The sequence below is a fragment of the Microbispora oryzae genome (assembly GCF_017896165.1).
GTDB lineage: Bacteria > Actinomycetota > Actinomycetes > Streptosporangiales > Streptosporangiaceae > Microbispora > Microbispora oryzae.
On the sequence record NZ_JAFCNB010000006.1, the window covers coordinates 345,578 to 370,606 of the forward strand.

A 25,029-nucleotide genomic window follows, 5' to 3' on the forward strand; every position below is an offset into this window, starting at 1 on the left:
ACGTCTCGGGCGTCGTCCGTTTTCTGGCAGGGCTGCGTCGAGCAGCCTGGCCCACGTTCGATGACGTGGTGACATGTAAAAGCCTTCCTGACTGGGGGGATGTCAGGCAAGGCGCGCGCCGCCGCGCTTATTGCCACTTGGTGGTAGCGGATATTGCGGTTGCTGAAGGTTGCCGTCTCCAGGTCTGTGGGGCCGTCAGTAAGGTGTCGGCCTGGGTAAATCCATGATCGTGGTCGGGTCGTCGATGATGTGGTTGATCACCATGCTCGCCGCGCCAGCCACCGCCATCGTCACACGCCGGTCGCCAGAGGCCAGGCCTCTGGCGATGTCGGCAATGAGGTTGGAGACGGTGGCCCGATGCAGCCCGGTCGCCTGGGCGATGTCGGCACGGGACAGGGATGCGCGCTCGCGCAGCACCAGCGAGAGGTTCGCCCGGCGCAGCGTGGCGGGACCCGTCGGCGGGGCGCCGCCCGAGGCGCGGGTAAAGGGCGGTTTGTACGCCATCCGCACCTCCTGCCCTCTTTGTCTCCCAGATCAACTAATCAGGAGTTGTAACACGGCAATGTCGGGCCGTGTACCCCTCAACTCCGTAACGAGTTGGCATCCCTCACATCTGTGCAGTTCAGCCACCTTCTCGCTCTGGTTACCGGAACGTTACGTATTGTGCGAACGATTTAACGCACCGCGGCATGGATCTTGCCGCTCAGCCCGCCTCGGGATCGGCCGAGCCCGGCAGCCTTCGCCCCGGCCTTACGGCGTCGCCGTGCAGCGGCGCGGTCCTGGCCCGACGACGCGTCGGTGTCGTCGGTGTCGTCTGCGCCGGTCGCGGCCACCGGCAAATGCGGCTCGATCAACGCCCACTCGGCATCGGTCACATCAAAGCGCGCCACATCCGACTTCTATCAGCCATGACCAGTCCGCCACCGGACCCCACCAAGATCCGAACATCAAACAGCTCCTAACGTAGCGAGCCAAGAGACGGCTTCACGCGTCAGAGTCGCGAAGAGTGGTTCGCCTCTATGCCTTGTGGTCCGCTACATATGGCGTCAGCGCAAGCATGCCCGTTCCTCGCACCTGCGTCTTGTGGGCCAAGGTGAACGGACTGACGCCGTACGCGGCGGCGATCTCAGGGGCCAATTCGAAGGCGACCCATTTCGCCCGGAGCATCGTCGTGTCGAATGATTTATGGTCTCAGCCGCATTGACTCCACCCACCTGTTAGGACGTCCGTCGAAGTGGTCCCGCAGGCGGTCCTCCACATGCACGACACCCCAGACCGCAGCTCTCTCCAGGCCTTGGCACTCTTCGAGCGAAGCGGGTGTCTCCCCATATGTGCCAGAGACGGGATCGGTGGTATAGATGCTGAGCCTGCGGCTGATGGCGTCTTGCTTGGCGAAGCGGTACGTCCGCGATGCTTCTTCCTGGCTCAATGTGACCGCATCGAGCAACTCCCAGCCGCCAGACCGGCGAAAGGCTCTGTCAGCGACCCAGATGGTGAACGCGACCGGCGCCGTCACGAGCTCAAGCAGATCGACCAATTCGCCGGCCGCTCCCACTCGGTCGAAGAACTCAACGGCAACACCGGTGAGCTGCCGACCATAGGCACATCGGCCATCCCCCAGATCGATACGGACCACACGGCCAGCAGCCCTGTTGGACCGAGCCTTGGTTACTCTCCGACCGTCGCTTACGGGGTGGCCCATGTGCGTCACCGTACAATCTGGGCCTCCGGCGGGCGTGGCATGAATTCGCCGACTGCGTTGTCTCGGACCTCACCGCTGCTGGCCTACCCGTGACGCTGATTCGAACATCTGACGAGCTGCGTCCAGAGGAAGGTGTCAGCGTGGAGATAGATCCATTCGGAGACGCGGCGGGAGGGGTTTTCGCCAGGTGGCATGCATCACCGGCGCTCACCCGAGCAGCGACAGAGGCCCTCGAACGCGCTGATCATCAGGCCCATGCGTTGCAACATCTGGGGGTAATCGTCGAGGCGATGCGCAACGCTATGAGAGCCATCTTGATCTCGGCAGGGTATGAGGTCCGCGATGAGGACGACATCCGTGTTCTGGAACTCCGGATTGTCGCCGGTCCCGTAAGCCAAACAGAGCACGGATGACCAGCACCGCAGCCTTGATCGTCGTGCAATCAGCGTGCAATTAGACAGGGTGGCGAGGGGGCAACCACGGTCACTCACGACCGGCCGAATACCCAGGTCGGCCGTCCCACAAGGCGTGATCCATGCAATTCCCAAGCTGACAGCGCGGGTTCGATTCCCGTCACCCGCTCCACGTACGAAGGCCCCGGTCAGGACACACACTCAGCCCCGGGCCTTGATCTTTTCCGCGCCATTTCGATCTTCCGTGCCCGTTAGCGCCCGATCCATCTTGATCATGCTTGTTCAGCGCCTCAGTGGCGAGCCTGCCCAGCGCGTCAGCGATGGCCCAGTCGCGCTCCATGGCGATGTGCTGGTAGATGGGGTCGGTGAAGTTCGCCACTTCGCTACCGTGCCAGGCGTCGGTGAGGCCTGCGAGTTATCTCAGTCCAGCGCTGCCACGACCTCGGCCGTCGTGCAGACGGTAGCTATACGCGGGAAGATGTAGTCGAAGGCGAACTCATGGGCGCGCGCGTCGAGTGCCGTGACCGCGTCCTCGGGCAGGATCACCTTGAAGCCGAACTCGTCGGCGAAACGCGCGGTCTGCTCGACGCCGAAGTTCGTGGCGATCCCGGTGATGATCAGGGTGTCGATGGCGTGCTTACGCAGCGCCTCCTCCAGCCCGGTGTTGTGGAATGCACCCCAGGTGCGCTTCACGATCTCCAGGTCGCCGAGTACCCCTTCCACCAGCTCGCTGCCCGGTGGCTGCTCCGCAACGCCTGGCCGCTCGACGCGCACGGAGACGACGAGACCGCCCGCCTTTCGCACTGCGTCGGCCAGAGCGAGGGAGCGGGCGACCACGGCAGGTCCGGAATGTGGTGCCGTGGGCTGCTCAACGATGCGCGTCATCAGGTCGATAAGGAGCAATGCGGTGCGGCGGGGATCCAATCTTTCCATGATCGGCATCGTAGCGATCCAAGTCGGCCGTCGACCCTGTGGACCTGGACCTGGACCTGGAACTGGACCACGATCGCCATCGCTTGGTGGCGGGCCGGCGAGGCGGCAGCGTCGGGCTGAACGCGGCAGGCCGACGACTCGTGGGCGAGTGTCCAACTGGGTGACTTCCGGGGTGCCTAGTCTCGCCCTCCCCAGTTCCATTCCAGTTCCGTCCGAGGCCGTAAAACGTCAGAAGTAGACGGGAGACATTGAGAGCTGTATTGCCTAATCAGAGCACCACTCGTTGCCGTCGGCGCAGGTGGGAATTAGCAGGTGAGAGTTCGAGCTTTACTGCGGCAGCCGAGACCCCGGCGTGCCCGCTGCGTGCCCGTACGGTCGGCGAGCAGCGGGGAATCACGGGGACTCACGGTCACCCGACCGGCATACGCCCAGCTCAGTGTTTCCGCAGCTCAGACCGCATGATGTGGAAAGACTTCCCAAGCTGACAGCGCGGGTTCGATTCGCGTCACCCGCTCCACCCACGAAGGCCCAGGTCAGGAGCAGATTCCCGACCAGGCCTCCGGCGGCCACGGTGATGCCGAGGGGGTCGCTGGCAGGGGTGGGCACCGCAAAGTGCGTCAGCTTCCCTCGCCGCGTGATCCGGCCGATTCGGTTGACGGCCCGCTCGGTGAACCACAGGTTCCCGTCCGGACCGGTGGCGATGCCCTCCGGACGGCTGTTGCGGGGTTACCGGTCAGCTCGGTGAACCACATGGTGCCGTCCGTGCCAGCCGCGATGAAGGTCGGGCCGGAGCCGGGCGTGACGGGGTATTCGGTCACGACCGGGGTGTGATACGTCCCAGCGTGCGCTGGATCGGTCAAGACGGTGGACAGCGCGACGGCGACGCCAACTCCGGCGATCGTCCTCAGGGCTCGCCCCCTGAGTGGTCTGCAACGCATAAATAGTTCTCCTTTGTCGGTTCCGCTGGAAGAGGCCCACGGCACAGCGGCTGTCCGCCGGCCCGCGTAGCGGACCCGCGAGGGATGGTGCCGCCTGACGTCGCGTCAGGTGCAAGCAGGAGAAATGGCCGATGTCGGGTCTTGTACCTGACGTCGCGTCAGGCAATAGCGTCTATTCGGGTGATCACATGGACGAGCAATCTTGGAAGATCGGTGACCTGGCCGCGGCGACGGGCCTCACTGTCCGCGCTTTGCATCATTTCGATCGGATCGGGCTGCTGGTGCCCATGCTGCGCACGCACGCCGGGCACCGGCTGTACACGGACAGCGACGTCCGCCGGCTGTACCGGATCCTCGCGTTACGCCAGCTGGGGATGCCGCTGGCCCATATCGCCGATTCGCTCGACGGCGACCTTCAGGACTTCGGCTCGGCGGTACGCGCCCAGCTCGCCCACGTCGAGCGAACCATCGAGACACATCGGCACCTGCGTACCCGGCTCACGGCCTTGCTTCAAGCCACCCTGCTGGCCACCGAGCCGTCCATCGACCAACTCATCCAAGCCATGGAGGCACTGGTGCAGGCGAACGACTTCACGCCCGAGCAATTGGCGCAAGCGAAAAGGCGACACCTGGAGCCCGGATTCCCCGACAGGTTCGCCGGATGGCGGCGACAGGGAACGAAGATCGTCGCCGATCTCCAGGCCCATATCGACGGCGGAACGGACCCGGCCGATCCCGCTGTACAGGAGTTGGCACGGCGATGGACCTCGGTGATTCGGGACATGGCGGCCGGGGAATCCGCCATGATGTCGTCGATCTACGCCCGCATCGAGCGAAAAGGGCCCGAGGTCGCCACCCGCGGTGTACTGACCGCGCAGGTCTGGGACTATCTCCAGCGGGCGTTCGCAGTTGGCTTCGGCACCTGACCCGCTCTGGCGAGTCAGGAGATCAGGCACTCGCGTGCCCCTTGCGTGTACGTTCGGTTGGCGATCAGCGGTAAGCAGCGGGAACTCACGCTGACTCGACCGCCATACGTCCAGGTGATGTCCAGGCCGAGGATCTCCCGGTTGCCGTTGGCGTTGACCGCGGTGGCGATCAGGGCGTGCACGTTGACGATCCGCCCGCCCTCGCGGACCTTCTGCGTCAACGCGTCCAGCCAGACGAAGGAGTAGGGGCCGCCGTCCAACGCGCGGGTGCGAAACGCCTCCACCTGCGCATCCAAGCTCTTGGCCATCTGCGAGACCTGGCTCTTGGAGATGCCGATGATGCCGAGCTGCTCGACCAGCTTGTCGACCCGCCGGGTCGAGACACCGAGCAGGTAGGAGGTGGCCACGACGCTGACCAGGGCTTGTTCGGCCTGTCGGCGGCGTTCCAGCAGCCACTCGGGGAAGTAGGAGCCTTGCCGTGGTTTCGGGATGGCCAGCTCGACCGTGCCGGCGCGGGTGTCCCACTCCCTCGTGCGGTAGCCGTTGCGGGAGTTGGTCCGCTCGCTGCTGCGCTCACCGTACGACGCGCCACATACGGTGTCTGCTTCGGCAGACATCAACGCCTCGGCCATGGTCTTCACCATGGATCGCAACAGATCCGGATCCCCGGCCTCGATCTGCCGCGCCAGCCACGCGCCAGGGTCCACACTGTCGTTCACGGCCATCGCTTTCTTCTCCTTCGATCTGATGTCGCAATCACGAAGGATCACGCGATGGCCGTACTCATTTCACGACGCCACGCCTCTACCAGCGGAAACTCTTACACCACACCCGTGGACGCAACCCCGCCTCCCGGCCTCTGCTGCTCTCTCCTGCGCCAAAGCCAGATCCGCGGCCGACGTGGGTGCCGTGGAACCCGGTCAGCGGTGGCGCAGGGCTCGGCGTGCCAGCCGCCCGATCCCGTGGGCGGCGCCGTGCACGCCCAGGATGGCCACGGGAACCAGCGCGGCGGAGGACGCCAGGTCCACGCGCGTCGATCTCGCGCACCAAATCCTCTCGGCGCAGGCGGTGCCAGGCCCAGAGCGAAAAGGCACCGACGAGGTCACCACACCGGGGGTGTAGCCACGCAGCGCCACGCTCTCCCCCAGGTGCGCCACCCCGTGCAGGCCGAATCCGACCACCACTCTCTGGTAGAAGCTGGGGCCGCCGGTCCGTGCGCCGTCGGTCGCCGCCAGACCTAGCAACATCACCCCAGCGAACGCGCTGGAATTAACCCCTGAGGTCTCCACCGAAGCCAGGGCGATTCACAATGACGCGGGCCTGGCTCAGGTGGAGACAGGAGTGCGGGAGAGGGCGGTACGCAGCGCGAAGGCGCCGAGCAGGCCACCTGCCGTGAACCGCTGGGCGGCCATGGCGCGGGGCCGGGCGGCCAGGAACCCCGACACCCGCGCTGCGCCCAGCATGACCAGAGCGTTCACGGAGAGTCCCACGATGATCTGCACACCACCGAGCTGGAGCAGTTGCCCCCAGGCCGGACCTGCCTGCGGGTCCAGGAACTGGGGCAGCAGGGCGGCATACATAAAAGCGATCTTGGGGTTGAGGAGGTTGGTCAGCAACCCCATCGAGAACAGGCGGGCGTCGGAGACCGGGGTCAGGTCCTGGGCCGGGGCGAAGGGCGAGCGGCCGCCGGGCTTGAGCATGCCCCAGGCGAGGTAGGCCAGGTAGGCGGCCCCGGCAAGCTTGACCACCATGAACGCCACTGGAACGGCGGCGAACAATGCGGACAGGCCCGCAGCCGCGGCCAGCAGGTAGCACACGAATCCCACGGCGGTCCCACTGAGGCTGACCAGGCCCGCCCTGCGGCCTTGAGTGATCGCGCGGGAGGCGAGGTGGATCATGTTCGGACCCGGAGTCAGGGCCATGCCCAGTTCGACCAGGGCCACTCCTCCGACTGCGGTCAGAGTGATCACCGGTCAACCTCCTGTCGTTCGTCGGGCACCTGATGCGGAATGGGTGGCCCAGTTGCAGCGGACGGCTACGACGCATCAGCAGCACCCGTCTCGCCTGCTGCAGAATACGTTCTTGCTGCTCGGTGTCCTCATGCGCCCCCATCCCTGTTCTCGGTCCGCGCACGACAGGAACAACGTGGAGTCTCGGCAAGCCTCCCGAGAATGCGCAGGTCAACGTCTCAACAGGTCAGGCCCCCTCCGCATACGCTGTCTTCCAAACTAGGCTCGCGTTCACGGCTCGTGACAAACTCCGGCGCATGAAACTCGACCAGACGCTTGTAGACGCGGCCGTAGAACTCATGAACCAACGCTGGCCCACGGGTGAACCTGGCGGTGCAGCCGCTGTGCGGCTCGCTGACGGTGGCATCCTGACCAGCGTCGGCCTCGACAACATGAACGGCTCGGTCGCACTCTGCCATGAGACCGGTGCGTTCATCCAGGCCTACACCCAGGACCGAACCATCACTGCCTCCGTCTGCGTCTGCCGTGACCTGGAGCGCGGCAGGATTCTGATCCTGCCGCCCTGCGGCGTCTGCCAGGAACGGCTCGCGCTCTGGGGGCCGTCCGTCGAAGTCGCCGTCCCGCAGGAAGACGACGCAACCCGTTGGGAGGCGCGCACCCTCGCGGAAGTGAACCCCTACTACTGGGGCCTGCAGTTCGCGGAGGGGCAGTGGCCTTCCGAAGCACAGCACTCCAAGTGACCGCGCCCATGGCGGTACAGCAGCGAAGTACAGCAACCAGAGCAACCGACTGACCCGATGGTGACCGAGGTGGCCATGCGCAGGCTCAGGGCACCGGGAACGGCGCCACTACAGTGACCGACTCCCCCGCCGGTGGGTGGACACGGTGTGCGGCGAGAGGAACATCCGCTGGGCGATCTGGCGGTTGGTCATCCCCTTGGCGATCAAGCCGGCGACGGCGCGTTCTGTGTCGGTGAGGCTGTCCCATCCGAAGGTCGGCCGCTGGGATTGACTCCAGTGGCGGCGCCGTACGCCAAGCGCCCGCAGCCGGGCTCGCACGCGGGCCGCGTCCAAGAGGGCACCGATGCGTTCGTAGCCGTCGAGCGCCTGGTCCAGGCTGTCGACGGGCTGTGCGGCGAGCACGGTCAGGCCGAGGTCGTTGATCTCCTCCTCGGCGGCCTGGATGGCGATGTCGGCCGCATCGAACTGTCGCATGGCTCGCAGGCGCGTATATGGGCGCTGGATGGCTTCGGCGGTGCCGCTGTCCGTGATTCGCAGGGCTTCGCGTAGATGCGTGAACGAGTCGGCGCCCCGCCCGTCGACCATCGCGAACCGAGCGAGCAGCAGGAGTGCTCCGACAACGGCGGCATCGGTGTGCCGCTCGCGGTCGGCGAGAACGGCTTCCGCTCGTTGTCGTCCTTTCCGGAAGTCGTTCAGCCAGATGAGCCCCCAGAACATCGCCCATTCGGCGATGCCGCGAAGGTCATTTGGAATGTCCTGCTGGGCGAGCAGGCTTTCGGCCTCGGATATCGCATCCGCCGGTCGGCCGCTCAGGAGCAGGATGTGCGCCAGCGCGCAGCGCAGGCGAGGGGCGTGGAGAGGTGGGGCCCTGCCGAGTGCGGCACGGGCGAGATCGGCCGCCTCGGACAGCCGTCCGATGACCGTCAGGGCGTCGACCGCGGTGGCGGCGCGACCGAACCAGTCAGGGTCGGTGGAGTCGCTGAGTTCGAGCGCGCGCAGGGCGAGGTCGGCGGCGGTCTGAGGTGAGGACCGCAGCACCTCGCGCGCCGCTTGGTCGAGTCTGAGTAGTGCGGACGTATCACCGCGACTGGCATCGTGAATGAGGTGCGCGGCGGCATGAACAGCCGACCCGCTTCGCTTGAGCAGCATCTTTCCTGCATCGTGGTGCAGGGCCCGGCGTACGGAGTCGGGGATGGTTTTGACCACCGCCTGCCACAGGAGATCGTGCCGGAAGGTGAGCTCATGCCCTACAGGTTCGACGATGCCCGCCGACATCGCCTCCTCCAGCATCGGCAACAGGCCATTGGTCGATTCGCCGAGCATTTCAGCCAGATCCTTCACCGAGAACGAACGACCTAAGATTCCGGCGCACTGCAGCAGATACCTGGTCCGTGCGGACAACTCCTCCAGGCGTTCCTGCATGATCGCCTGAGCATGGGGCGGGGACGCCGCCATCCGCGCGCGACCATCGGCGATCTGGAAGACGCCCTCGCCTTTGAACTTCTCAAGGAGATCGACGAGCAGGAAGGGATTGCCGTCCACTATGCCGGCCAGGGCCAGCACATCCGGCTCGGGCGCCGCCCCGAGGACGTCGGTGACGACGTCCGCCACAGCTCGCCGGTCAAGCGCCCCCAGCGTGATCCGAATCGCGCCGTCACGTTCCAGCAGGTCGAACAGGCGGTTGAGGCGGGGGCAGTCGCCGCTGCCTGTCGTACGGGTCAGCATCCAGACGAGTGGAGAGGCGACATCTCTGGTCATCGACCGCAGCGCCGGCAGAGTTATCGGATCAGCCCAGTGCAGATCATCCAACGCGAGGAACATCGGTTCCTGAGCCACCCGCTGCCGCCAGAACCGGGGGTACGGCTCGGGCATGGCCTGCTGGCGACGGCTCGCCGAGTGGCAGAAGGCCGGCGTTTGGCAACGTCTGCACGAGGTCCTGCTCGACGGAGAGAATCTCATCCCGAGCAGGTCGTGACCCTTCTGGTACGGCCCCGCAGCCGACCCGAACCCACGCGAAAAAAGGGCGCGCAGGCTCGAACCGGGGAGTGCCACCATGTCGCGGGTGACGTCAACCGAACCGACCTCCCTCCGTGTCGCCGCCGCCCGCAACAACGCCGACTGGTGTGCCTCGGTCTGCCGGTCCCACGGCAACACCAGCGCCTTCGGAGAGAAGGCCTGGTGGAGTGTCCGCCGTACGCCCGTGTACTATCCTGACGCCATCACACTGCTCGACGACGTGGTGCCTGCCGACTTCCTCACGGAGATCGACATGGCGTCACCCGGGTGTTCGGTCAAGGACAGTTTCGTCACACTCGACCTCGCGCCAATGGGGTTCTCCGAACTTTTCGCGGCCCAGTGGATCCACCGGCCGCCGGGCCCCGCCGTACCGGCGACTCTGCGCACGGAGCGAGTGTCCACAGCCTCCCGGCTTCGCGACTGGCAGGCCGCCTGGCACGGCGATGACGACGTACCCGATGTCTTCCGTCCGGCGCTGCTCGACGACCCGTCCGTGCTGGTGCTGGCCTTTCACGACGGCGGAGGCCTCCACGGCGGTGCGGTCCTGAACCACAGCGCGGGTCTGGTCGGCCTGTCGAACCTGTTCGCGGTCGAGGGCTGCGACGTCGCCGATATCTGGGCATCAGCGATCAGCGCGGCCGCCGGCCACTTCCCCGAGGTTCCCCTCGTCGGCTACGAGCACGGCGACGACCTCGCGCCCGCGCTCGCCAATGGCTTCGGCGTGCTCGGCACACTGCGCGTCTGGCTGCACAGTTGACGTGCCGCGGGTGGACCACGAGCTCACGCCCCCGATCCATTCACTTCCCAAGCTGACGACGCATGGACCACAGGTGAAGACGTCGGTGCCCTCTGCAATGATCCCGCGATACGTCCCAACGGAAGGCATACGGGATGAGCGGGGCTCTGACCCTGACCGGCTCCACAGCGACGTTGAGGACCTTGGCATGAACGTCGACGGTGATCGGTTGGGATTTCCCGAGAACCCCCTCCGTCGCCGGCATCGACCACTGCTCACGAAATCGCGGACCCTGCAACCCGGAACGTCAGGTGGGTGGCGGCCGGCGACTCGACCACCCTCGTCTGCTCCAGCTCGACACGGCCTCCGTCGAAGAGCCGGGTGCCCGCGCCGAGAAGGATCGGCACCAGGTGGATGCGCACCTCGTCGACGAGCCCGGCCCTGAGATACTGCCGGGCGACCTCCGCCCCGCCCATCACGACGACGTCCTTGTTACCCGCTGCCGCCCTGGCCTGCTTGAGGGCGCTTTCGACGCCGTCGGTGACGAAGGTGAAGGTCGTGGGGCCCTTGACCAGCTTCTCTCGGGTCCGGCTCGTGAGAACGAAGCACGGCATGCCGAAGGCGCCGTCGTCTCCCCACGGACCTTCACCCACGTCGAAGGTCCGTCTGCCGAGGATGAACGCACCTGTCTCCGCGAACATCTCAGCGGAGATCTCACGGTCGATCTCGCTTACCGGGTTGCCATCAATGCCGAGCCAGCGGTGCAGACGCTCACCGTTCTCACCCAGGGGTTGGTCGACGCCGACATTCGGCGCCGCGGTGAAGCCGTCCAGCGACATGGTCATTTCCAGCAGTACTCTTCCCATGGACCCTCCTCGATTGCGTCAGCGGATTCGATGATGTCAGTCGGTTACGACAATTCGAGAAGAATCGTTCCGGGGCCTCGTTCCTCACCGGGCACCGTAGATTGCCGTGCATTAGACAGGGTGACGAGGGGTCGGTCACGGTCACTCCGACCGGCCCGAAGCCAGCTCAGCGCCCCTGAAAGCCGCCTTCCCAAGCCGGCAGCATGGGCTCGATTCCCGTCGCCCGCTTCGCAAACGAAGACCCAGACCCGGAATCCGACCCGACTCACGTACCTGTTGCTCTTCACCACATAGGGGTCGGAGTGGGAGTCTTCTATGACTACTACCGGGCAGATAGCCGTGACGCAGCCGTCGCCAAGCCACTGGATCCTCGCGCAGTTCAAGAGCCCGCGCATCCCCCGTTCGACGCCGTGGACGCCAAGTGGATTGATCCGCACCCGAAGCTGGGCACGCTCATCGCTCTGATGGCAGGTGTTCCGTACACTGTCGATCTCGTCGAGAGCGTGTCCGTCTACCCGCCTCCACAGGGCGCTCCTGAAGGCATGGAGGAATGGGAGTCACTAGCAGGGGATTCGCCATACGCCGAGCGACCATGGATCGAGGAACTGCCTGTGTTGGTAAGTGATGCACTGGCCGACATCGATGATTCCCGTCTCCCGGAAATCGCGAGGCAGTGGGCGCGGCACGATGAGTTCCAGGACTGGAGCCCATCTGGCTCAGGAGTGGTCGCCTCCGGCCACTTGGACAAGATCATTGCCGCCGACAACGAAACGCACCTTGACGTCTTTGGAGTAGGTCGTGCCTTCGATCGCGCCAGCGACTCCGCGCACCTCCAGCGGCCCGGTGCCGCCGTTGATGACAATGTCGGCGCCGAACACCTTGGCGAAGACGCCTGTGTCCTCCGGCACGTCGAGGATCAGGTCGATGCGGCTTTTTTGGAGGAAGTAGCGTAGGGCGGATGACGAGGTGATGTGCAGAACGTCGCTCTGAACGCTGGCCTTGGCGGCCAGCGTCGCGACATCACCGAGTGCCGTGACGGTCACCGTATCGGTGTCGATGGCGTTGATCCTGATGTTGCCGCCCACGATGCGGATCTCGACCCGCTTGATCTGGCCGGCCTGGGTCGAGCGAAATACTTCCACCCTGCGGTCGGACATCGTGGTCTCCTCGTGGACGGATGAGGGAGGATCCGCACTCTTGATAGTCCCATCATGATTCACCTAAGGCGCATATGTCCTGACCCAACCGCGAACAAATATCTCGTCCGCCTGTCTGAAACGGCCGTGTCCGCGCCCGGCCAACACCTAGCCTGACAGCCAGTCCGCGCGGTCGCGGCAGGGGTGGGTCACCCAGCGCAGAGCTGGGAGCTCAGCGTCTCGTGCGTCCAGCGCTCCCACTGGTCGGGCGTCCAGCCGCGGTCGCGGACGAACACTAGGTACAGCTCCGGGCTGAGCAGGCCGAACAGCAGGTCAGCGGCCTGCTCAGCCGTCACCCCGGTTCTGGCCCCCGGTTTGGTCACCAGTGATCGGGCGGCCGTGGCGTGGACGGTGAACCGCGGGTCGGCGTCGTGGGCCCAGAGCTCGGCGATCCCCGAGTCGGTCAGAGCGGCAGCCCGCAGCATCTCGGTGATCGGAGCCACCCGCTCCAGGATCCCCCGCGTCTCACGCACGTGGAGCCGCAGCTGCGCGTCGGCGGTCTCGGTGGCGAGGGCCTCGCGGAACCAGGGGCGATCCATCGTGCCGATCGCCTCGTGGTCGCCGGCGATCGACACGTCCACCAGCTCCTTGAGCAGCGCGCGCTTATTGCCGAACGTGAAGTAGATCGTCTGGACGGCCACACCGGCCCGGTCGGCGATCTCCTGGAGCGCCGTCGCGCCGTATCCATGCTGGACGAACAGGTCTCGCGCCGCGTCCAGGATGCGCCTGCGCGTCTCCTTGGGCCTGCGGGTCCGCTTGTCCTCGCTCTTGACCTGGCTCATGGCTGTAGCCTATCTCTAGAGTTGAACTCTAGAGACCACCTCTAGTTACGGGAGGATTCATGCAGGCCATCGCGAACCGAGAGCACGCGGAAGCATGGAACGGCTGGGAGGGCGTCAACTGGGCGAACGACGCCGCCCGCTACAACGCGATAGCCGCCGGCTTCACCGACGACTTCTTCCGCATCGCGGCGATTGTGGAGGACGACCGCGTCCTCGACGTCGGCTGTGGCACCGGCGAGATCACGCTGCGCACCGCACGTCTGGCGTCCCGAGGGCACGTCGTAGGCGTCGACATCTCGGCGCCGATGCTGGAGCGCGCCCGCGCCGACGCCGCGGAGCAGTGCGCCGGCAACGTCACGTTCGAGCAGGGGGACGCCCAGGTCCACGCGTTCCCCGCCGGCGGTTTCGACGTCGCGATCAGCCGTGGTGGGGTGATGTTCTTCGGGGACCTGGTCGCCGGCTTCGCCAACATACGGCGGGGGCTTCGGCCGGGTGGGCGGCTCGTCTTCATGGGTCCGCAGCCCGGCGGGCCGGACAGCGACTACGCCCGCGCCACCGCGGCGCTGAAGCCGCTGATGCGCGTACCGTCCCCGGCCGCACGGGGCATGGGATCGCTGGTCGATCCGGCCCGCATCCGCGAGGTGCTCGCTGCGGCCGGGTTCGCCGAGGTGGTCGTCAGGCCGGTCGAAGCGCCGATGGACTACGGCCGCGACGCGGCCGACGCCGCCGGCTTCATCCTCAGCCAGGGGCCGGTCCGCTTCAACCTCGACGGGGTCGACCCGTCCGTCGTCGAGCGGACGCGGGAGGAACTGCGGGCCGGACTCCTCGCCTACGAGACCCCGGAGGGCGTCCGCATCCCCGGCGCGGTGTGGCTGGTAAGCGCCGTCCGGCCCTGAGCACGGGGACGGCGTCCGGCCGCAGTATCGGTCAGTGGGTCGAGGTGGCCACACGCAGGCCCAGGGCAATGAGAACGGCGCCGCTCACAGCTTCCAGGCGACGACGGATCACCGGTCGGCGGAACCAAGCTCCGGCACGGCCCACCGCGGCCGCCAGGGTGAGATAAAGAGTGGTCTCGATCGCCACCTGCGCCAGTCCCAGCAGAGCGGTGGTGGCGAACAGCGGCCGGTTCGATGGCACGAACTGCGGATAGAAAGCGATCATGAACACTGCCGCTTTCGGGTTCGCGAGCATCACTACAATGCCCTCGCCGAAGGCCGTCCACCAGCCCCGCGCGCTGCGCGACGGCGCCTCTTCAACGACCTCCGATGCCACTTCGGCCCCACGGCTGTGCCAGGCCGTACGCCAAGCCTTCACCCCGAGATACAGCAGAATCAGCCCACCGACCACGCGGAGAACGACGAAGGCCACCTCCGAGGCCGCGACCAGGGCTGCCAGGCCGCCCGCGGCACACAGCGCCCAGACGTACAGACCCGCCTCCAACCCCAGCACCGTGGGCACCGCTCCGGTAAAGCCACGCAGCGCGGCACGACGGAAGATCAATGCCATCGCAGGTCCCGGCGAGGCCGTGATCAGCACGACGGCGACCATGAAGGCCGGCAAGGAGGCGACCAGATCCATATGGTGATCGTGCCAGCGCGCTTTGCGCGAGCTCAACTTGTTTCCCTACGTGGAAGTCGAGCCGGAGACATGAGCCCTACAGGGCATGATCGATTGTTTCTCCGGCCTTTTCGCTCTTCCGCGCAGCACCTCGGCGCACCTCCACCGAGCCGTGACCCGTCAGTCGTTCCGGATGTCGTGTTTCCTGAGCGGGGATCTGTCGCCGACGAGCCACAGATGGCCGAACGGGTCGATGAAGCCGCCTTGCCGGTGGACGCCCCATGGCGCCTCGTGGTCGCGAATCTCGTCAACACTGCCGTCCGCTCCGGCCGCTACGGCGCGCTCAATGAAGCTGTCGGGATCATCCACGAAGACCTCGACGCGTACCGTTCTGGAACCGAGGACGGCAGGGGTGTCCCATTTGTTGTTCGTCGGTTCACCGAGAAAGAACGGGGCGCCCTCGACGGTCAGTCCCACCACGCCGCCAAGGTTCCACAGTTCGTTGGCCCCGAGCGCCTGTGCGTACCATCGCGCCGCGGCTGAGGCGTCAGGCACCGCGAGCATCAGCGAAATCACGGGAGGTCGAGCGTCGTCTGCCATAGGGTGTCCTGCCTTTGTCGGTAAGGCGCCCTGATCGCGCCCGTTGAGCCTGACACGGTCCGATCCACCGTGCAGCGGAATTCCCATGCTGCACGGCCGGCGCCTATCCCGCGTTTGGAAGAGAGCAGCCGTTCTAAGGAACCTCTAAAGGCGGCTGAAACCACACCAGAGGCCGCGATGTTTGTGTTGTCCCCACGACGCCGGTCTCGTCCGGCGCTCAGCGGACGGAAGGGCATCACGATGATGAAACGCACACGGCTGGTCGTGGCCACGGCCACACTCGCCACGCTGGCCGCGACCGGTACGGCGGCAGCGGCCGGTCCGGCCCCGACACCCGGCGACGCGAAGTCCGATTCCGCGACGGTCAAGGTAGACCGGACGTCCAAAGGGGCCGCGGACGCCGAGTTGGCCGCGATCGCAGCGAAGCTCGGAGTGACAACCGATCGGCTCACCGCCGCGCTGATGGCGGCGAAAACGTCACTGGCCAACTCGACCGGCATCACGCCGGACGCCTTCGCCGCCGCGGTCGCGAACAACCTCGGACTACCGATCCCCCAGGTCCAAGACGCCCTGCAACCAATGGTCGCCGAGCCCGCTCCGGCCGGAGACAACCAGGGCAAGCCGGACGGCATGGACAAGAAGGGCATGGACGGCCCACAGAAGCCGCCGGATGGGAAGTCCAAAGGGGCCGCGGACGCCGAGTTGGCCGCGATCGCAGCGAAGCTCGGAGTGACAACCGATCGGCTCACCGCCGCGCTGATGGCGGCGAAAACGTCACTGGCCAACTCGGCCGGCATCACGCCGGACGCCTTCGCCGCCGCGGTCGCGGACAACCTCGGACTACCGATCCCCCAGGTCCAAGACGCCCTGCAACCGACGGTCGCCGAGCCCGCTCCGGCCGGAGACAACCAGGGCAAGCTGGACGGCATGGACAAGAAGGGCGTGGACGGCCCGCAGAACTCGCCGTTCACCACCGATGCCGCAGCGGCGTCCGTGGCCGCGGCGCTCGGCGTCGATCAAGCCAAGGCCAAGGCCGCCCTGGCCGCTGTGGTGGCGTTGGGCTCGGATTCCGGCAGGGTCGATCCGACGTCCACGGCCTTCGGTGACATCGCCGCCTCGCTCGGAGTCACCTCCGACCAGCTCAACACCGCGTTGAGCGATCTGAAGCGGTCACTGAGCGGGGGCTGACAACGCGTCTCATACGGCTTCAGGATTGACGGTGAGGATGGGCGAATGCGAATACTTGTGGTGGACGACGACCCGGCTGTGCGGCGGTCCTTGGAGCATGCGTTGCGCCGGGACGGCTACGACGTTTCGTCCGCCGCTGACGGGGCGTCCGCCCTCGCCGAGCACGGCGTGTTCCGCCCGGACGCGGTGGTCCTCGACGTCCTCATGCCCGAACCAAATGGGCTGGAGGTGTGCCGGACGCTACGTTCGGGCGGGCACGACACGCCGATCCTGATGCTCACGGCCCGGGATCTGGTCATCGACCGGGTCGCCGGGCTCGACGCGGGAGCCGACGATTACTTGGCCAAGCCCTTCGCCTTGGAGGAGTTGCGGGCCCGACTCAGAGCCCTGCTTCGGCGCAGCGGCGCCAGGGCCGAGGTGCTGCGCTTCGCCGACGTCGGCCTGAACTTGAGCGGCTGCACGGCCGAGCGTGCCGGCCGGCGCCTGGACCTGACCAAGACGGAGTTATCCCTGCTGGAGTTGTTCCTGCGCAATCCTGGCCGGGTGCTGAGCCGGACCCAGATCTTCGAGTCCGTCTGGGGCTACGACTTCGGTCCGGAATCGAACGCACTGTGGGTCTACATCAGCTACCTGCGAAGCAAGCTCGAGGCGGACGGCGGCAGCAGATTGATCCAGACGGTGCGCGGCCTGGGATATGTCCTGCGCGAGGAGCCATGAACCTGCGCACGCGGCTGGCCATCGCCGGCGGTTCCGTGGTCGCGGGCGCCCTGGTGCTCGTGTCGGTGGTCCTGTATCCGGCGGTGAACGCCAACCTCCGTAACCAGATGGACAAGGCGCTGATCGCGGCCGCCGACCAGGCACCGAGCGTGGCCGCGGCCATCAAGGCCAAGTTCAGGGATCTCGACGGGGAGCCGGACTTCCCGACTGTTCCGCTGGGGATCGGAAACACCCAGCTGCAAATCGTTCCGGGCCCGGTCGAGATCGGGCCGTCGACGCGGTTCGTCGACATCACCGCCCGCGACGTCGCCGTCGCGGACGGCACCGCCGGCGCCTACTTCCGTGACGCGGTCTACAACGGGGTCGTCTACCGCGTCTACACGGCCCAACTCCCCGAAGCATCGGGGACGCTCGTGCGCACGGCCATCCCGGAATCCGATCCCGCACCCACGCTACGCGAACTCGCCTGGCTGCTCGCCGGCTCGACGGTGGCCGCCGGACTGCTGGCGGCACTGGCCGCACGCCTGGCAGCACGCCGCGTCCTACGCCCGGTACACCAGCTCACCGAGACCGTCGAACTGATCCGCACGACCGGCGACCTGGCCATCCCGATTCCCGCGGACAGCCGGGATGAGATCGGCCGGCTCGGCTCCGCGTTCGCAGCGATGACCGCCGCCCTGGACGAATCGGTCGGCGCCCAGCGCCGTCTGGTCGCCGACGCATCGCACGAACTGCGCACACCACTGACGAGCCTGACGGTGAACCTCGAGCTGCTGTCGGAGAACCCGGCCGACGCGCAGGCCCCACTCCTCGCAGCCGAAGCGCTCGGCCAGGCCGGCGAACTCACGACACTGGTCAACGACCTGGTCGACCTGGCCCGCTACGGCCAGGCCCCGTTCCATACAGAAGACGTCCGCCTCGACCTCGTCGCCGAACGCGTCGCGGCCCGCGCGGCGCGTCGGGCGCCACAGATCGAATTCGAGCTGGCCTGCGCGCCCACTCTCGTCCACGGCGATCCCGACGCCCTGGAACGCGCCGTCGCGAACCTTGTCGACAACGCCGTGAAATGGAGCCCGTCCGACGGCCGGGTCACGATCAGCGTCGAGGCGGGCATCCTCGAGGTCGCAGACACTGGGCCAGGGATCCCCGACAGCGACCTCGAATTCGTCTTCGACCGCTTCTACCGATCACCCGCGGCCCGCGCGCACCCTGGCTCCGGACTGGGCCTGGCCATCGTCCGGCAGGTCGCCGAGGCTCATGGCGGAACTGCCGAAGCCGTGCCGTGTCAAAGCGGCGCGTTACTGCGGCTGGAACTGCCGACGTGTGTAGACCACACGGAATCCTAACTGATCTTGATCACGGCTCGTGAACAGCTTGCGGACTACCAAGTCACTGCGAGTTCGCCCGCGAGGAACTTACGCGCGTTCCTGATCTGCGCCTGATTTATGATCTTTATACGGTCACTCATGGCCTATAAGAGTACTTACCCCCTACTTGCCGATGACGACGCGGCCTACAACAATGCGGATCATGATGTCCGGGGTTCGAAGCAATCGCGGCGGCTTGGCCTTATTCTGGATTACGGCGATCTGGCTGGTCGGCACGCTCATCCTGGCACGCCTTACCCTTGCCCAGCTTCTGAGTGGATCGGATTGGAACGACCCGCCGAAGAACCCAACACTGGCCTTGGCCTTGGTCGTAGCCACCGCAGCCATCGCTTTTGGGATGCCCCTGATCGGCTTCTTCGTCGCCTTGGCGACGAGAAAACACATAGCCGCCGGACTGTTCGCGGCAGTCGTGGTAGCGCTCATGGTCGCCGCCGCACGCGCCGGGCTACTGCCGATCGACCAAATCTTTTCGTCTCAGACGTCCAACGAACCCGAGGTGTGCACGGCACCACCCACCGCCATGGAAGGCGTTCCCGGCTGTTAGCCCGCTACCGTAGCGGCTTTTCGGGAAGCTGCCAAAAATGCCACGAATCCAATCCCGAGGAAAACAGCCGCTCTGTTGGCAGCGTGGCTTCGATTCCCGTCGCCTGCGCGATCAGGTCGCAGTCAGTGGTGTGCCGATCTGGATGTCCAGATACGCCACCAGGTCGTCTCCGTCGACGGCGCCCCGGCTCGCGTCGATTATCACGACCGTTCCGGCCACGATGCCGGCGAAGCTGGTGCCGGATCGGCGGGATTGCTCGATGCGCTCGGTGACCGGTCGGCGGACCGCCTCGGTAAGAAAGGTGAGGCCGTGCGGGAACTCCTGGCTGAGCGGGTGTCGTTGCCGCCCCGACTCGATCAGGCTGCCGATGCCGAACTGGGCCGAGACGATCTGATCACCACGGAGGGTCACGCGGAAGTAGCCGTTCGACTGAGTGCGGTTGCAGCTCTGCTGGGGTGGATAGAAGCAGTCGTAACCACCGGCCCGAAGATCATCGACAGCGGAGCTCATCGTGGTCGCGTAGTGCTCGGAGCCGAACGGCCAGCGCCGCACGGAGGCGTCCCTGGCGATGGCGATCAGACCGTTGTGTTCGTCGTAGGTGTAGTCCGCGTGCGTGTCGCGCCACCCCGTCCGGGGGATATCCTCGCTCCGCCACGTCGTGTGTCTGGTGAGATCGTGATCGAAGTCGTCGATCTCCTGCCGCACGCGATCACCGGCGCCGGGCCAGATCGCGGTCAGCGCCGGCGCGGCGGCCGCCGCGACGTGATCGTCATCATGGTCCGAGTAGGTGAGCGGGAACCATGCCCAGGCGAGCCGGTCGTCGCGGTCGAGCAGGAATTGCGCCACCTGCGGATCGACCGCGTCGCCCTCGTCGCGGTGGCCGATCCGGCACCACACGGCACGGCCGTCGGCATTGGATCGGACCTGCGCGCAGAACCAACCGGCCGCCCTCAACGGCCGGGTGAGAGCTTCTGCCGTACCGTCGGTGGGGGCCGATTCGGCCTGCGAGTTCTCACCAGCCGCGGCATGCTCGTAGACGCCGGCGGGCGGCAGCGACGGCGGCTCGTCCGATCGGGTGCAGCCCGTCAGCGCGAGCGGACCGAGGCACATGATCACCAAGATGGCAAGCGCTCGACGGCCCGGCCGATGCCGGCATGCGGGCGCTGAAAACGGGCGAGACATGGACTTCATCGAAGCCGCCGGCCTCTGAGTCGGCAACTTGGGCCATCAGGGGCGACTACGCGGTGACATCGGGCAGCCGGCCCCGGGACGTCACCAGAGCGTCACGATCCCCGGGCATGCCAGGGATCGTGACGCGAGAAGGGCTGGGCGAGCGCGGCGCCGGCTCAGTTGAAGGGATTGTCGTAAGTGCCGCTGCTCTTGGTGCGCGTCATGTACTGATACCCGTGGCTGCTGCTGAACCAGCCGGCCGTCACGTCGAAGCGGAGGTTGTAGACGGGGCCGCCGAAGGAAGCCTCGGCGCTGTACAGCGCCACCTGCTGGCATCCCGCGGCCGAGGTGGTACCGGTCCAGACCGGGGAGTTCGTGGCCGAGCCGTTGACGTTGATGAGGAAGGACGGCTGGGGGTAGGCGCCGCTCTGCCAGCAGAGGCTCAGCGAGTAGCGGTACTTCGTGTTGGAGTCATCGAACGCGACGGTCCCTTCCAGGCGGGCCAGCTGCATCCCGGAACCGTCGTTGGCGATCACCTGCACATAGACCGGCTGGTCCGGGCCGTACGCGGCATGCGCGGGAGTACCGAGCAGGAAGGTGAAGGCCGATGCCGTGATGGCGAGCGCGATCGACGTCGCCAGGCGACGTCCCCACGAGCGTTTTGTCAACTCACACTCCAATGGTCCATAAGTGCGGGAACGCCCGGAGGTTATATACCGGATCTCGAAACGTCCAGCATGGCGATTTCGGAGAGTCAGTCTCACGGGCACCTCAGGCATCGCCGGTCACGCCATTCTTGTGACGACCAGGGAATCGGAGGAGATGCGTTCCAGGTAAATCGAACTCGACGGCTGAAAATTTCAGCCACATTGATCTTTTATCACTGAGTTTCAGGTAACCGGGTGGTGTTCGAACTGGAGCAGCGTTCGTGTCGGTGCCGCCCGCGGCAGCGGTCAGAAGGTGGCCAGATTGTGGCAGCGCGCGTAGTCCGCCGCCGCGGCCCGATCGGTGACGTTCACTTTGGCGAAGGCACGGTTGATGTGCGACTTCACCGTCGCCGGCGAGATGCGCATGCGGAGCGCGATCTGCGCGTTCGTCAGCCCGGCGGCGATGAGAGCGAGTACCTGCGCCTCACGGGGTGTCAACCCGTCGGGCGGAGACGGCGGCACATGCCCGAGCCGCGCCGTACTGACGATTCGGGACTGCACCGTCGGATCCATGGGTGACAGTCCCGCCGCCGCGGCGAAGATCGCCTGGGAGATCTCCCGGCGACCTGCGCTCTTCGTCAGGAAGCCGCGGGCTCCGGCGGCGAGCGCGGCGAACACGGTCTCGTCATCGGCGTGACTGGTCAGCACGACGACAGCGGTCGATGGATACGTCCGCGCCACCTCCGCCGTCGCGGCGACCCCGTCCGTGCCCGGCATCCGTACGTCCATGAGAACGACGTCCGGGGCGTGCCGGGCGACGGCGTCCACCGCGGATCGGCCGTCGGCCGCCTCCGCGACCACCTCGATCCCCGGGAGCATTCCGAGTAGGGCGACCAGGCCCTCGCGTACGGTCGCCTGATCCTCCACGACGACCACGCGTACCGGATTCATGCGCCGACCCGCGCGTGGACCCGCCACTGCGCGCCCACACGGCCGACGGTGAGCGTGCCTCCTACTGCCGCGATGCGTTCACGCATGCCGACGAGGCCGTTGCCGCCACTCACCGGCGTCGCCGCAGCGGCCACGGCGTCGTTGGTGACCGAGACGGCGAGCCCGTCGTCGGTGAACGAGAAATGCACATCGACAGGGGCGCCGGGGGCGTGCTTCGCGGCGTTCGTCAGCGCTTCCTGCACCAGCCGGTAGACCGCCAGCCCGTGGGGTGCGGGCAGGGGCGGCACCAATCCGGTCACACGCAGCGTCACCTGCCCTCCCGTCTCGCGGAAGGCGTCGACCAGTCTTTCCACCATCGCCTGCGCCGCGACGTCGCCTTCGCGAAGGGCCCGGACCGCCGCGATCGCCTCCTCCTGACCGCCTCGGACGAGCCTTCCCGCCTGCTCCAGGTGGGACAGCGCACGCTGCAGGTCGCCGGTGGTCTCCAGCGCCGCCGAGGCCGCTTCGACCTGCAACGACAGGCTGGTCAGCGAATGCGCGAGAACATCGTGGAGTTCCCTGGCGATGCGCGCCCGTTCGGCGAGCGCCGCCGCCCGCTCACGGTCGTCGGCGGCCCGTAACGCCTGGCGTGCCATGTCCACGTACAACTTGCGGTTGCGGCCGAGGAGATACGCCACGAACGCCACCGCGGCATACCCGGCGAGCGCATTACCGCGGTGCTCCAGATATCCCACCAGCAGGATGCAACAGGAGCCGATCACCACGGTGGCGCCCGCCCGTGGAGGAAAGTCGGCTCCGGCGCCCACACAGGCCCAGAACGTGAACCAGAAGACGGCAAGCGTGGGATGGAGCACCAGCAACACGCTGCCGGCCAGGCCGGTGGCCAGGACGAGGATCAGCAACGTCCGTGACCCGCCACGCGGCCCCACGAACGTCACGGCCACCCAACTCGCCGACGCGACCACCAGCGCTGCCGAAACCCCCGGCCCGGCGCTATGGAGGCCGGCGGCGCCCGGTCGGGCGATCTCTCCCCAGAGTATGAGGGCGAGACCAGCGGACATCACCGCACGCAGCCCCCACGTGCCGCGGACGCCGCTCTCCCCCATCCGACGCTTCCCTTCAGGTGGGTGGACGGAGCCAGGCCCGCCTGCAACCTGATCTCAGCCCATCAGGTTGAGGACCTCCACCGGGACCCCAGCTTAGTTTGATCCGAAACTCACTATTTCGGAGGTCCCATGTCCGCCGCCCTCACCCTCGCCAGCCTCGCGATCGTCGCGGCCGTACTGATCAAGGACTGGGGTCATCGAAAGGTGACCCCGCTGGGGCTCCTCAGACCCCTGCTGGTAGCGGCGGTCGTCGTGCCGTTCGTCATGCCAGGTTGGGACATGTCCGGCAGCGGCCTTGTGCTGGAGATCGTCGGACTGCTGGCCGGCGCTGCGATCGGCGTGCTGGCGTCTTCGTTCCTCAAGGTCAGCGTCGACGAGAACGGCCAGGCGTGGACCGACGCCGGATACGCGTACGCCGCCGTCTGGATCGTCTACACCGCGGCCCGGCAGGTCTTCATCTATGGCTGCGAACACTGGTATTCACGGTCACTCGGCATGTTTCTGATCGACAACCACATCAGCGTGGCGGCCTTCGCCGACTCGATCATGTTCCTCAGTCTCGCGCCGGTCGTGAGCAACCGCCTGGCCATCCTGATCCGCAGCCGCAGGCGGGCCGCCGCCCACCCGTCCGCCCGGGCGACGGCTGGAAGCGGCCACGCCGATGACAGAGCCGTGAGCGACGGCCGATCGCTCAGAGGGCGGTGAACCCGCCTTGCTGGTGACCCCGTTCTGGGAGCACCTGCCAGCCCCCAAGGAGCTCGACGAGGTACGCAATCTGACCGCGGCGGCCACCGCGACCCAGCCGACGCTCTGTTCCCCAAGTCGGGAACCGGCGAGCAGAATGCCGTTTCCTTGCCCCGGCATCGGGACCAGGTCGAGGTCTAGCCGCCCGAATACCGTCGCTGTGACGGTCATCTGACGGACGCCGACCGTCGCCGTTCTCCCGAACATGGTTGGCGTCGACACGAACGGATCCCTCATGGAGGAAGCCATGTCAGAGCAGACCAAACCCACTGCCGTCCTGGTGCACGGCGCGTTCGCCGAGTCGGGCGGCTGGGGGCCGATCGCCGAACGGCTGCGGCGCGAGGGCCACCGCGTGATCGCCGCGCCGAATCCGCTGCGCTCGGTCGCCTACGACGCCGCCCAGGTCCGCGCCCTGCTCGATTCGATCGACGGGCCGGTCGTACTGGTCGGTCACTCCTATGGCGGCATGGTGATCAGCAAGGCCGCCGCCGGCGCCGGCAACGTCACGTCGCTGGTGTACGTGGCCGGGTTCGCCCCCGAGTCCGGTGACAGCGCCGCCACCCTGTCGAGCAAGTACCCCGGCAGTACGCTCGCGGAGACGCTGCGCCCGGTCGAGCTGCCGGACGGCAACCAGGACATGTATGTCGCGCAGGAGCTCTACCACGGGCAGTTCGCGGCCGACGTGCCCGAGGAGGCCGCCCGTACGATGGCGGCCACCCAGCGACCGATCGCCCTGGCCGCGCTGGGGGAACCGGCCGAGGGTGAGCAGGCGTGGCAGACGCTGCCGAGCTTCTTCCTGTTCGGTGAGGCGGACAAGAACATCCCGCCCGCCTCGCAGCACTTCATGGCCGAGCGCGCCAGGGCCAAGGAGATCGTCGCCATCGACGGCGGCTCCCACGCGGTGTTCGCCTCCCGCCCGGCCGAGGTCGCCGAGCTCGTCCTCCGCGCCGCCGGCGCCTGATCAAGCCTTGACCGGCACCGCGGAACAGGCGCGGTGCCGGGGAGGCTCCCTTGGTGGAGTGGCGCGGGCTCACGCCGGATTCCGAACGTTTCAGAGCGGGGACCGCACCCCGGTGACGGCATTCGTTGGGCTGACCTGAAACGAAACGCCTTCCCCTTCACGTCGGCTGGATATGACGTCAGAGGATGTTTGACGCATCTACGTCGCATTTCTAGCGTCTCGTGATATCCGGGCCCAC

The 25,029-nt window shown here is 66.7% G+C and carries 27 protein-coding genes and 3 pseudogenes; 12 read left to right on the forward strand and 18 right to left on the reverse strand.

Going from position 1 to position 25,029, the window contains the following annotated elements; translation table 11 throughout:
- Window positions 1-195: 195 nt before the first annotated feature.
- The 3 genes from JOL79_RS14475 to JOL79_RS14485 all read right to left on the reverse strand — a co-directional run bounded on the left by JOL79_RS14475 (window position 196) and on the right by JOL79_RS14485 (window position 1,636).
- Window positions 196-504: a helix-turn-helix domain-containing protein gene (locus tag JOL79_RS14475; RefSeq protein WP_210156291.1), complete on the reverse strand. Its 309-nt coding sequence runs from the start codon at window positions 502-504 to the stop codon at window positions 196-198.
- Between the two features lie 170 nt (window positions 505-674).
- Entirely contained in the window at window positions 675-890 is a 216-nt protein-coding gene (locus JOL79_RS35765; protein WP_372446772.1) for a hypothetical protein, read from the reverse strand.
- A 293-nt stretch (window positions 891-1,183) separates the two neighbouring features.
- Window positions 1,184-1,636, reverse strand: a complete 453-nt coding sequence (locus JOL79_RS14485) for an Imm26 family immunity protein (RefSeq protein WP_210156292.1) — start codon at window positions 1,634-1,636, stop codon at window positions 1,184-1,186.
- A 206-nt stretch (window positions 1,637-1,842) separates the two neighbouring features.
- Between JOL79_RS14485 and JOL79_RS14490 the strand changes: the two genes are divergently transcribed.
- Entirely contained in the window at window positions 1,843-2,115 is a 273-nt protein-coding gene (locus tag JOL79_RS14490) for a hypothetical protein (protein WP_210156293.1), read from the forward strand.
- A gap of 420 nt (window positions 2,116-2,535) precedes the next feature.
- Here the strand turns inward: JOL79_RS14490 and JOL79_RS14495 are convergent, their stop codons facing one another.
- Both JOL79_RS14495 and JOL79_RS35960 read right to left on the reverse strand, forming a co-directional pair.
- Window positions 2,536-3,057 carry an isochorismatase family protein gene (locus JOL79_RS14495; protein ID WP_210156294.1) on the reverse strand — a complete coding sequence of 174 codons (522 nt, stop codon included), beginning with the start codon at window positions 3,055-3,057 and terminating at the stop codon, window positions 2,536-2,538.
- 384 nt (window positions 3,058-3,441) lie between these two features.
- Window positions 3,442-3,756: pseudogene (locus JOL79_RS35960) on the reverse strand (virginiamycin B lyase family protein); the annotation flags it as partial.
- 418 nt (window positions 3,757-4,174) lie between these two features.
- On the opposite strand from JOL79_RS35960, the gene JOL79_RS14500 reads away from it, so the two are divergent.
- Window positions 4,175-4,912: a MerR family transcriptional regulator gene (locus JOL79_RS14500; protein ID WP_210156295.1), complete on the forward strand. Its 738-nt coding sequence runs from the start codon at window positions 4,175-4,177 to the stop codon at window positions 4,910-4,912.
- Window positions 4,913-5,025: 113 nt separating this feature from the next.
- Here the strand turns inward: JOL79_RS14500 and JOL79_RS14505 are convergent.
- From JOL79_RS14505 to JOL79_RS14515, 3 genes and pseudogenes are all read right to left on the reverse strand, one after another.
- Window positions 5,026-5,637, reverse strand: a pseudogene (locus JOL79_RS14505) (IS256 family transposase); the annotation flags it as partial.
- A gap of 195 nt (window positions 5,638-5,832) precedes the next feature.
- A complete protein-coding gene (locus JOL79_RS14510; protein ID WP_210156296.1) occupies window positions 5,833-6,159 on the reverse strand; it encodes an HXXEE domain-containing protein in 327 nt (108 codons plus the stop codon).
- 78 nt (window positions 6,160-6,237) lie between these two features.
- A complete protein-coding gene (locus JOL79_RS14515; RefSeq protein WP_210156297.1) occupies window positions 6,238-6,882 on the reverse strand; it encodes a LysE family translocator in 645 nt (214 codons plus the stop codon).
- Window positions 6,883-7,178: 296 nt separating this feature from the next.
- Between JOL79_RS14515 and JOL79_RS14520 the strand changes: the two genes are divergently transcribed.
- Window positions 7,179-7,622 carry a cytidine deaminase gene (locus JOL79_RS14520; RefSeq protein ID WP_210156298.1) on the forward strand — a complete coding sequence of 148 codons (444 nt, stop codon included), beginning with the start codon at window positions 7,179-7,181 and terminating at the stop codon, window positions 7,620-7,622.
- A gap of 108 nt (window positions 7,623-7,730) precedes the next feature.
- On the opposite strand, the gene JOL79_RS35420 is transcribed toward JOL79_RS14520, so the two are convergent.
- Window positions 7,731-9,494: a helix-turn-helix transcriptional regulator gene (locus JOL79_RS35420; protein WP_210156299.1), complete on the reverse strand. Its 1,764-nt coding sequence runs from the start codon at window positions 9,492-9,494 to the stop codon at window positions 7,731-7,733.
- Here JOL79_RS35420 and JOL79_RS14530 point away from each other — a divergent pair.
- Together JOL79_RS14530 and JOL79_RS14535 are read left to right on the forward strand one after the other, a co-directional pair.
- Window positions 9,478-9,567: pseudogene (locus JOL79_RS14530) on the forward strand (IS5/IS1182 family transposase); the annotation flags it as partial. The gene JOL79_RS35420 and the pseudogene JOL79_RS14530 overlap by 17 nt on opposite strands.
- A gap of 117 nt (window positions 9,568-9,684) precedes the next feature.
- Window positions 9,685-10,395, forward strand: a complete 711-nt coding sequence (locus JOL79_RS14535) for a hypothetical protein (RefSeq protein ID WP_210156300.1) — start codon at window positions 9,685-9,687, stop codon at window positions 10,393-10,395.
- Between the two features lie 254 nt (window positions 10,396-10,649).
- On the opposite strand, the gene JOL79_RS14540 is transcribed toward JOL79_RS14535, so the two are convergent.
- The 3 genes from JOL79_RS14540 to JOL79_RS14550 all read right to left on the reverse strand — a co-directional run bounded on the left by JOL79_RS14540 (window position 10,650) and on the right by JOL79_RS14550 (window position 13,218).
- Window positions 10,650-11,240 (reverse strand): dihydrofolate reductase family protein, encoded by a 591-nt coding sequence (locus JOL79_RS14540; protein ID WP_210156301.1) that lies wholly within the window; start codon window positions 11,238-11,240, stop codon window positions 10,650-10,652.
- 716 nt (window positions 11,241-11,956) lie between these two features.
- Entirely contained in the window at window positions 11,957-12,397 is a 441-nt protein-coding gene (locus tag JOL79_RS14545; RefSeq protein ID WP_210156302.1) for a hypothetical protein, read from the reverse strand.
- A gap of 188 nt (window positions 12,398-12,585) precedes the next feature.
- Window positions 12,586-13,218, reverse strand: coding sequence for a TetR/AcrR family transcriptional regulator (locus JOL79_RS14550; protein ID WP_210156303.1), 633 nt, complete (start codon window positions 13,216-13,218; stop codon window positions 12,586-12,588).
- Between the two features lie 59 nt (window positions 13,219-13,277).
- Here JOL79_RS14550 and JOL79_RS14555 point away from each other — a divergent pair, with 59 nt between their 5' ends.
- Window positions 13,278-14,114 (forward strand): class I SAM-dependent methyltransferase, encoded by an 837-nt coding sequence (locus JOL79_RS14555; RefSeq protein WP_210156304.1) that lies wholly within the window; start codon window positions 13,278-13,280, stop codon window positions 14,112-14,114.
- 31 nt (window positions 14,115-14,145) lie between these two features.
- On the opposite strand, the gene JOL79_RS14560 is transcribed toward JOL79_RS14555, so the two are convergent.
- Window positions 14,146-14,796, reverse strand: a complete 651-nt coding sequence (locus JOL79_RS14560; protein WP_210156305.1) for a LysE family translocator — start codon at window positions 14,794-14,796, stop codon at window positions 14,146-14,148.
- Between the two features lie 159 nt (window positions 14,797-14,955).
- Window positions 14,956-15,375 carry a VOC family protein gene (locus tag JOL79_RS14565; RefSeq protein WP_210156306.1) on the reverse strand — a complete coding sequence of 140 codons (420 nt, stop codon included), beginning with the start codon at window positions 15,373-15,375 and terminating at the stop codon, window positions 14,956-14,958.
- A gap of 240 nt (window positions 15,376-15,615) precedes the next feature.
- On the opposite strand from JOL79_RS14565, the gene JOL79_RS14570 reads away from it, so the two are divergent.
- The 4 genes from JOL79_RS14570 to JOL79_RS14585 all read left to right on the forward strand — a co-directional run bounded on the left by JOL79_RS14570 (window position 15,616) and on the right by JOL79_RS14585 (window position 19,212).
- On the forward strand, window positions 15,616-16,563 hold the full coding sequence (locus JOL79_RS14570) for a hypothetical protein (RefSeq protein WP_210156307.1): 948 nt from the start codon (window positions 15,616-15,618) through the stop codon (window positions 16,561-16,563).
- A 45-nt stretch (window positions 16,564-16,608) separates the two neighbouring features.
- Complete coding sequence (locus JOL79_RS14575; RefSeq protein ID WP_210156308.1) at window positions 16,609-17,280, forward strand: response regulator transcription factor; 672 nt, start codon at window positions 16,609-16,611, stop codon at window positions 17,278-17,280.
- Window positions 17,277-18,626 (forward strand): sensor histidine kinase, encoded by a 1,350-nt coding sequence (locus JOL79_RS14580; RefSeq protein ID WP_210156309.1) that lies wholly within the window; start codon window positions 17,277-17,279, stop codon window positions 18,624-18,626. The genes JOL79_RS14575 and JOL79_RS14580 overlap by 4 nt, the downstream gene beginning before the upstream one ends.
- 184 nt (window positions 18,627-18,810) lie before the next feature.
- The gene (locus tag JOL79_RS14585) at window positions 18,811-19,212 is read left to right on the forward strand and encodes a hypothetical protein (RefSeq protein ID WP_210156310.1); all 402 of its coding nucleotides are present in this window, start codon (window positions 18,811-18,813) and stop codon (window positions 19,210-19,212) included.
- Window positions 19,213-19,323: 111 nt separating this feature from the next.
- Here JOL79_RS14585 and JOL79_RS14590 read toward each other — a convergent pair whose 3' ends face one another.
- The 4 genes from JOL79_RS14590 to JOL79_RS14605 all read right to left on the reverse strand — a co-directional run bounded on the left by JOL79_RS14590 (window position 19,324) and on the right by JOL79_RS14605 (window position 23,086).
- Entirely contained in the window at window positions 19,324-20,322 is a 999-nt protein-coding gene (locus JOL79_RS14590) for a hypothetical protein (RefSeq protein WP_230984738.1), read from the reverse strand.
- A 236-nt stretch (window positions 20,323-20,558) separates the two neighbouring features.
- Window positions 20,559-21,050: a hypothetical protein gene (locus JOL79_RS14595; protein WP_210156312.1), complete on the reverse strand. Its 492-nt coding sequence runs from the start codon at window positions 21,048-21,050 to the stop codon at window positions 20,559-20,561.
- Between the two features lie 285 nt (window positions 21,051-21,335).
- The gene (locus tag JOL79_RS14600) at window positions 21,336-21,980 is read right to left on the reverse strand and encodes a response regulator transcription factor (RefSeq protein WP_210156313.1); all 645 of its coding nucleotides are present in this window, start codon (window positions 21,978-21,980) and stop codon (window positions 21,336-21,338) included.
- Window positions 21,977-23,086 carry a sensor histidine kinase gene (locus JOL79_RS14605; RefSeq protein WP_210156314.1) on the reverse strand — a complete coding sequence of 370 codons (1,110 nt, stop codon included), beginning with the start codon at window positions 23,084-23,086 and terminating at the stop codon, window positions 21,977-21,979. Before JOL79_RS14605 ends, JOL79_RS14600 begins: the two co-directional genes overlap by 4 nt.
- A gap of 129 nt (window positions 23,087-23,215) precedes the next feature.
- On the opposite strand from JOL79_RS14605, the gene JOL79_RS14610 reads away from it, so the two are divergent.
- Both JOL79_RS14610 and JOL79_RS14615 read left to right on the forward strand, forming a co-directional pair.
- The gene (locus JOL79_RS14610) at window positions 23,216-23,791 is read left to right on the forward strand and encodes a hypothetical protein (RefSeq protein ID WP_210156315.1); all 576 of its coding nucleotides are present in this window, start codon (window positions 23,216-23,218) and stop codon (window positions 23,789-23,791) included.
- A gap of 286 nt (window positions 23,792-24,077) precedes the next feature.
- A complete protein-coding gene (locus tag JOL79_RS14615) occupies window positions 24,078-24,791 on the forward strand; it encodes an alpha/beta fold hydrolase (RefSeq protein WP_210156316.1) in 714 nt (237 codons plus the stop codon).
- Window positions 24,792-25,029: the final 238 nt, after the last annotated feature.

Bases quoted from the DNA above. Each gene is read 5' to 3' on its own strand.
- JOL79_RS14475 (WP_210156291.1), bottom strand. From the start codon at position 504: ATGGCGTACAAACCGCCCTTTACCCGCGCCTCGGGCGGCGCCCCGCCG.
- JOL79_RS14495 (WP_210156294.1), bottom strand. From the start codon at position 3,057: ATGCCGATCATGGAAAGATTGGATCCCCGCCGCACCGCATTGCTCCTT.
- JOL79_RS14500 (WP_210156295.1), top strand. From the start codon at position 4,175: ATGGACGAGCAATCTTGGAAGATCGGTGACCTGGCCGCGGCGACGGGC.
- JOL79_RS14510 (WP_210156296.1), bottom strand. From the start codon at position 6,159: ATGTTGCTAGGTCTGGCGGCGACCGACGGCGCACGGACCGGCGGCCCC.
- JOL79_RS14520 (WP_210156298.1), top strand. From the start codon at position 7,179: ATGAAACTCGACCAGACGCTTGTAGACGCGGCCGTAGAACTCATGAAC.
- JOL79_RS35420 (WP_210156299.1), bottom strand. From the start codon at position 9,494: ATGCCCGAGCCGTACCCCCGGTTCTGGCGGCAGCGGGTGGCTCAGGAA.
- JOL79_RS14540 (WP_210156301.1), bottom strand. From the start codon at position 11,240: ATGGGAAGAGTACTGCTGGAAATGACCATGTCGCTGGACGGCTTCACC.
- JOL79_RS14545 (WP_210156302.1), bottom strand. From the start codon at position 12,397: ATGTCCGACCGCAGGGTGGAAGTATTTCGCTCGACCCAGGCCGGCCAG.
- JOL79_RS14550 (WP_210156303.1), bottom strand. From the start codon at position 13,218: ATGAGCCAGGTCAAGAGCGAGGACAAGCGGACCCGCAGGCCCAAGGAG.
- JOL79_RS14555 (WP_210156304.1), top strand. From the start codon at position 13,278: ATGCAGGCCATCGCGAACCGAGAGCACGCGGAAGCATGGAACGGCTGG.
- JOL79_RS14560 (WP_210156305.1), bottom strand. From the start codon at position 14,796: ATGGATCTGGTCGCCTCCTTGCCGGCCTTCATGGTCGCCGTCGTGCTG.
- JOL79_RS14565 (WP_210156306.1), bottom strand. From the start codon at position 15,375: ATGGCAGACGACGCTCGACCTCCCGTGATTTCGCTGATGCTCGCGGTG.
- JOL79_RS14570 (WP_210156307.1), top strand. From the start codon at position 15,616: ATGATGAAACGCACACGGCTGGTCGTGGCCACGGCCACACTCGCCACG.
- JOL79_RS14575 (WP_210156308.1), top strand. From the start codon at position 16,609: ATGCGAATACTTGTGGTGGACGACGACCCGGCTGTGCGGCGGTCCTTG.
- JOL79_RS14580 (WP_210156309.1), top strand. From the start codon at position 17,277: ATGAACCTGCGCACGCGGCTGGCCATCGCCGGCGGTTCCGTGGTCGCG.
- JOL79_RS14585 (WP_210156310.1), top strand. From the start codon at position 18,811: ATGATGTCCGGGGTTCGAAGCAATCGCGGCGGCTTGGCCTTATTCTGG.
- JOL79_RS14590 (WP_230984738.1), bottom strand. From the start codon at position 20,322: ATGTGCCTCGGTCCGCTCGCGCTGACGGGCTGCACCCGATCGGACGAG.
- JOL79_RS14600 (WP_210156313.1), bottom strand. From the start codon at position 21,980: ATGAATCCGGTACGCGTGGTCGTCGTGGAGGATCAGGCGACCGTACGC.
- JOL79_RS14605 (WP_210156314.1), bottom strand. From the start codon at position 23,086: ATGGGGGAGAGCGGCGTCCGCGGCACGTGGGGGCTGCGTGCGGTGATG.
- JOL79_RS14610 (WP_210156315.1), top strand. From the start codon at position 23,216: ATGTCCGCCGCCCTCACCCTCGCCAGCCTCGCGATCGTCGCGGCCGTA.
- JOL79_RS14615 (WP_210156316.1), top strand. From the start codon at position 24,078: ATGTCAGAGCAGACCAAACCCACTGCCGTCCTGGTGCACGGCGCGTTC.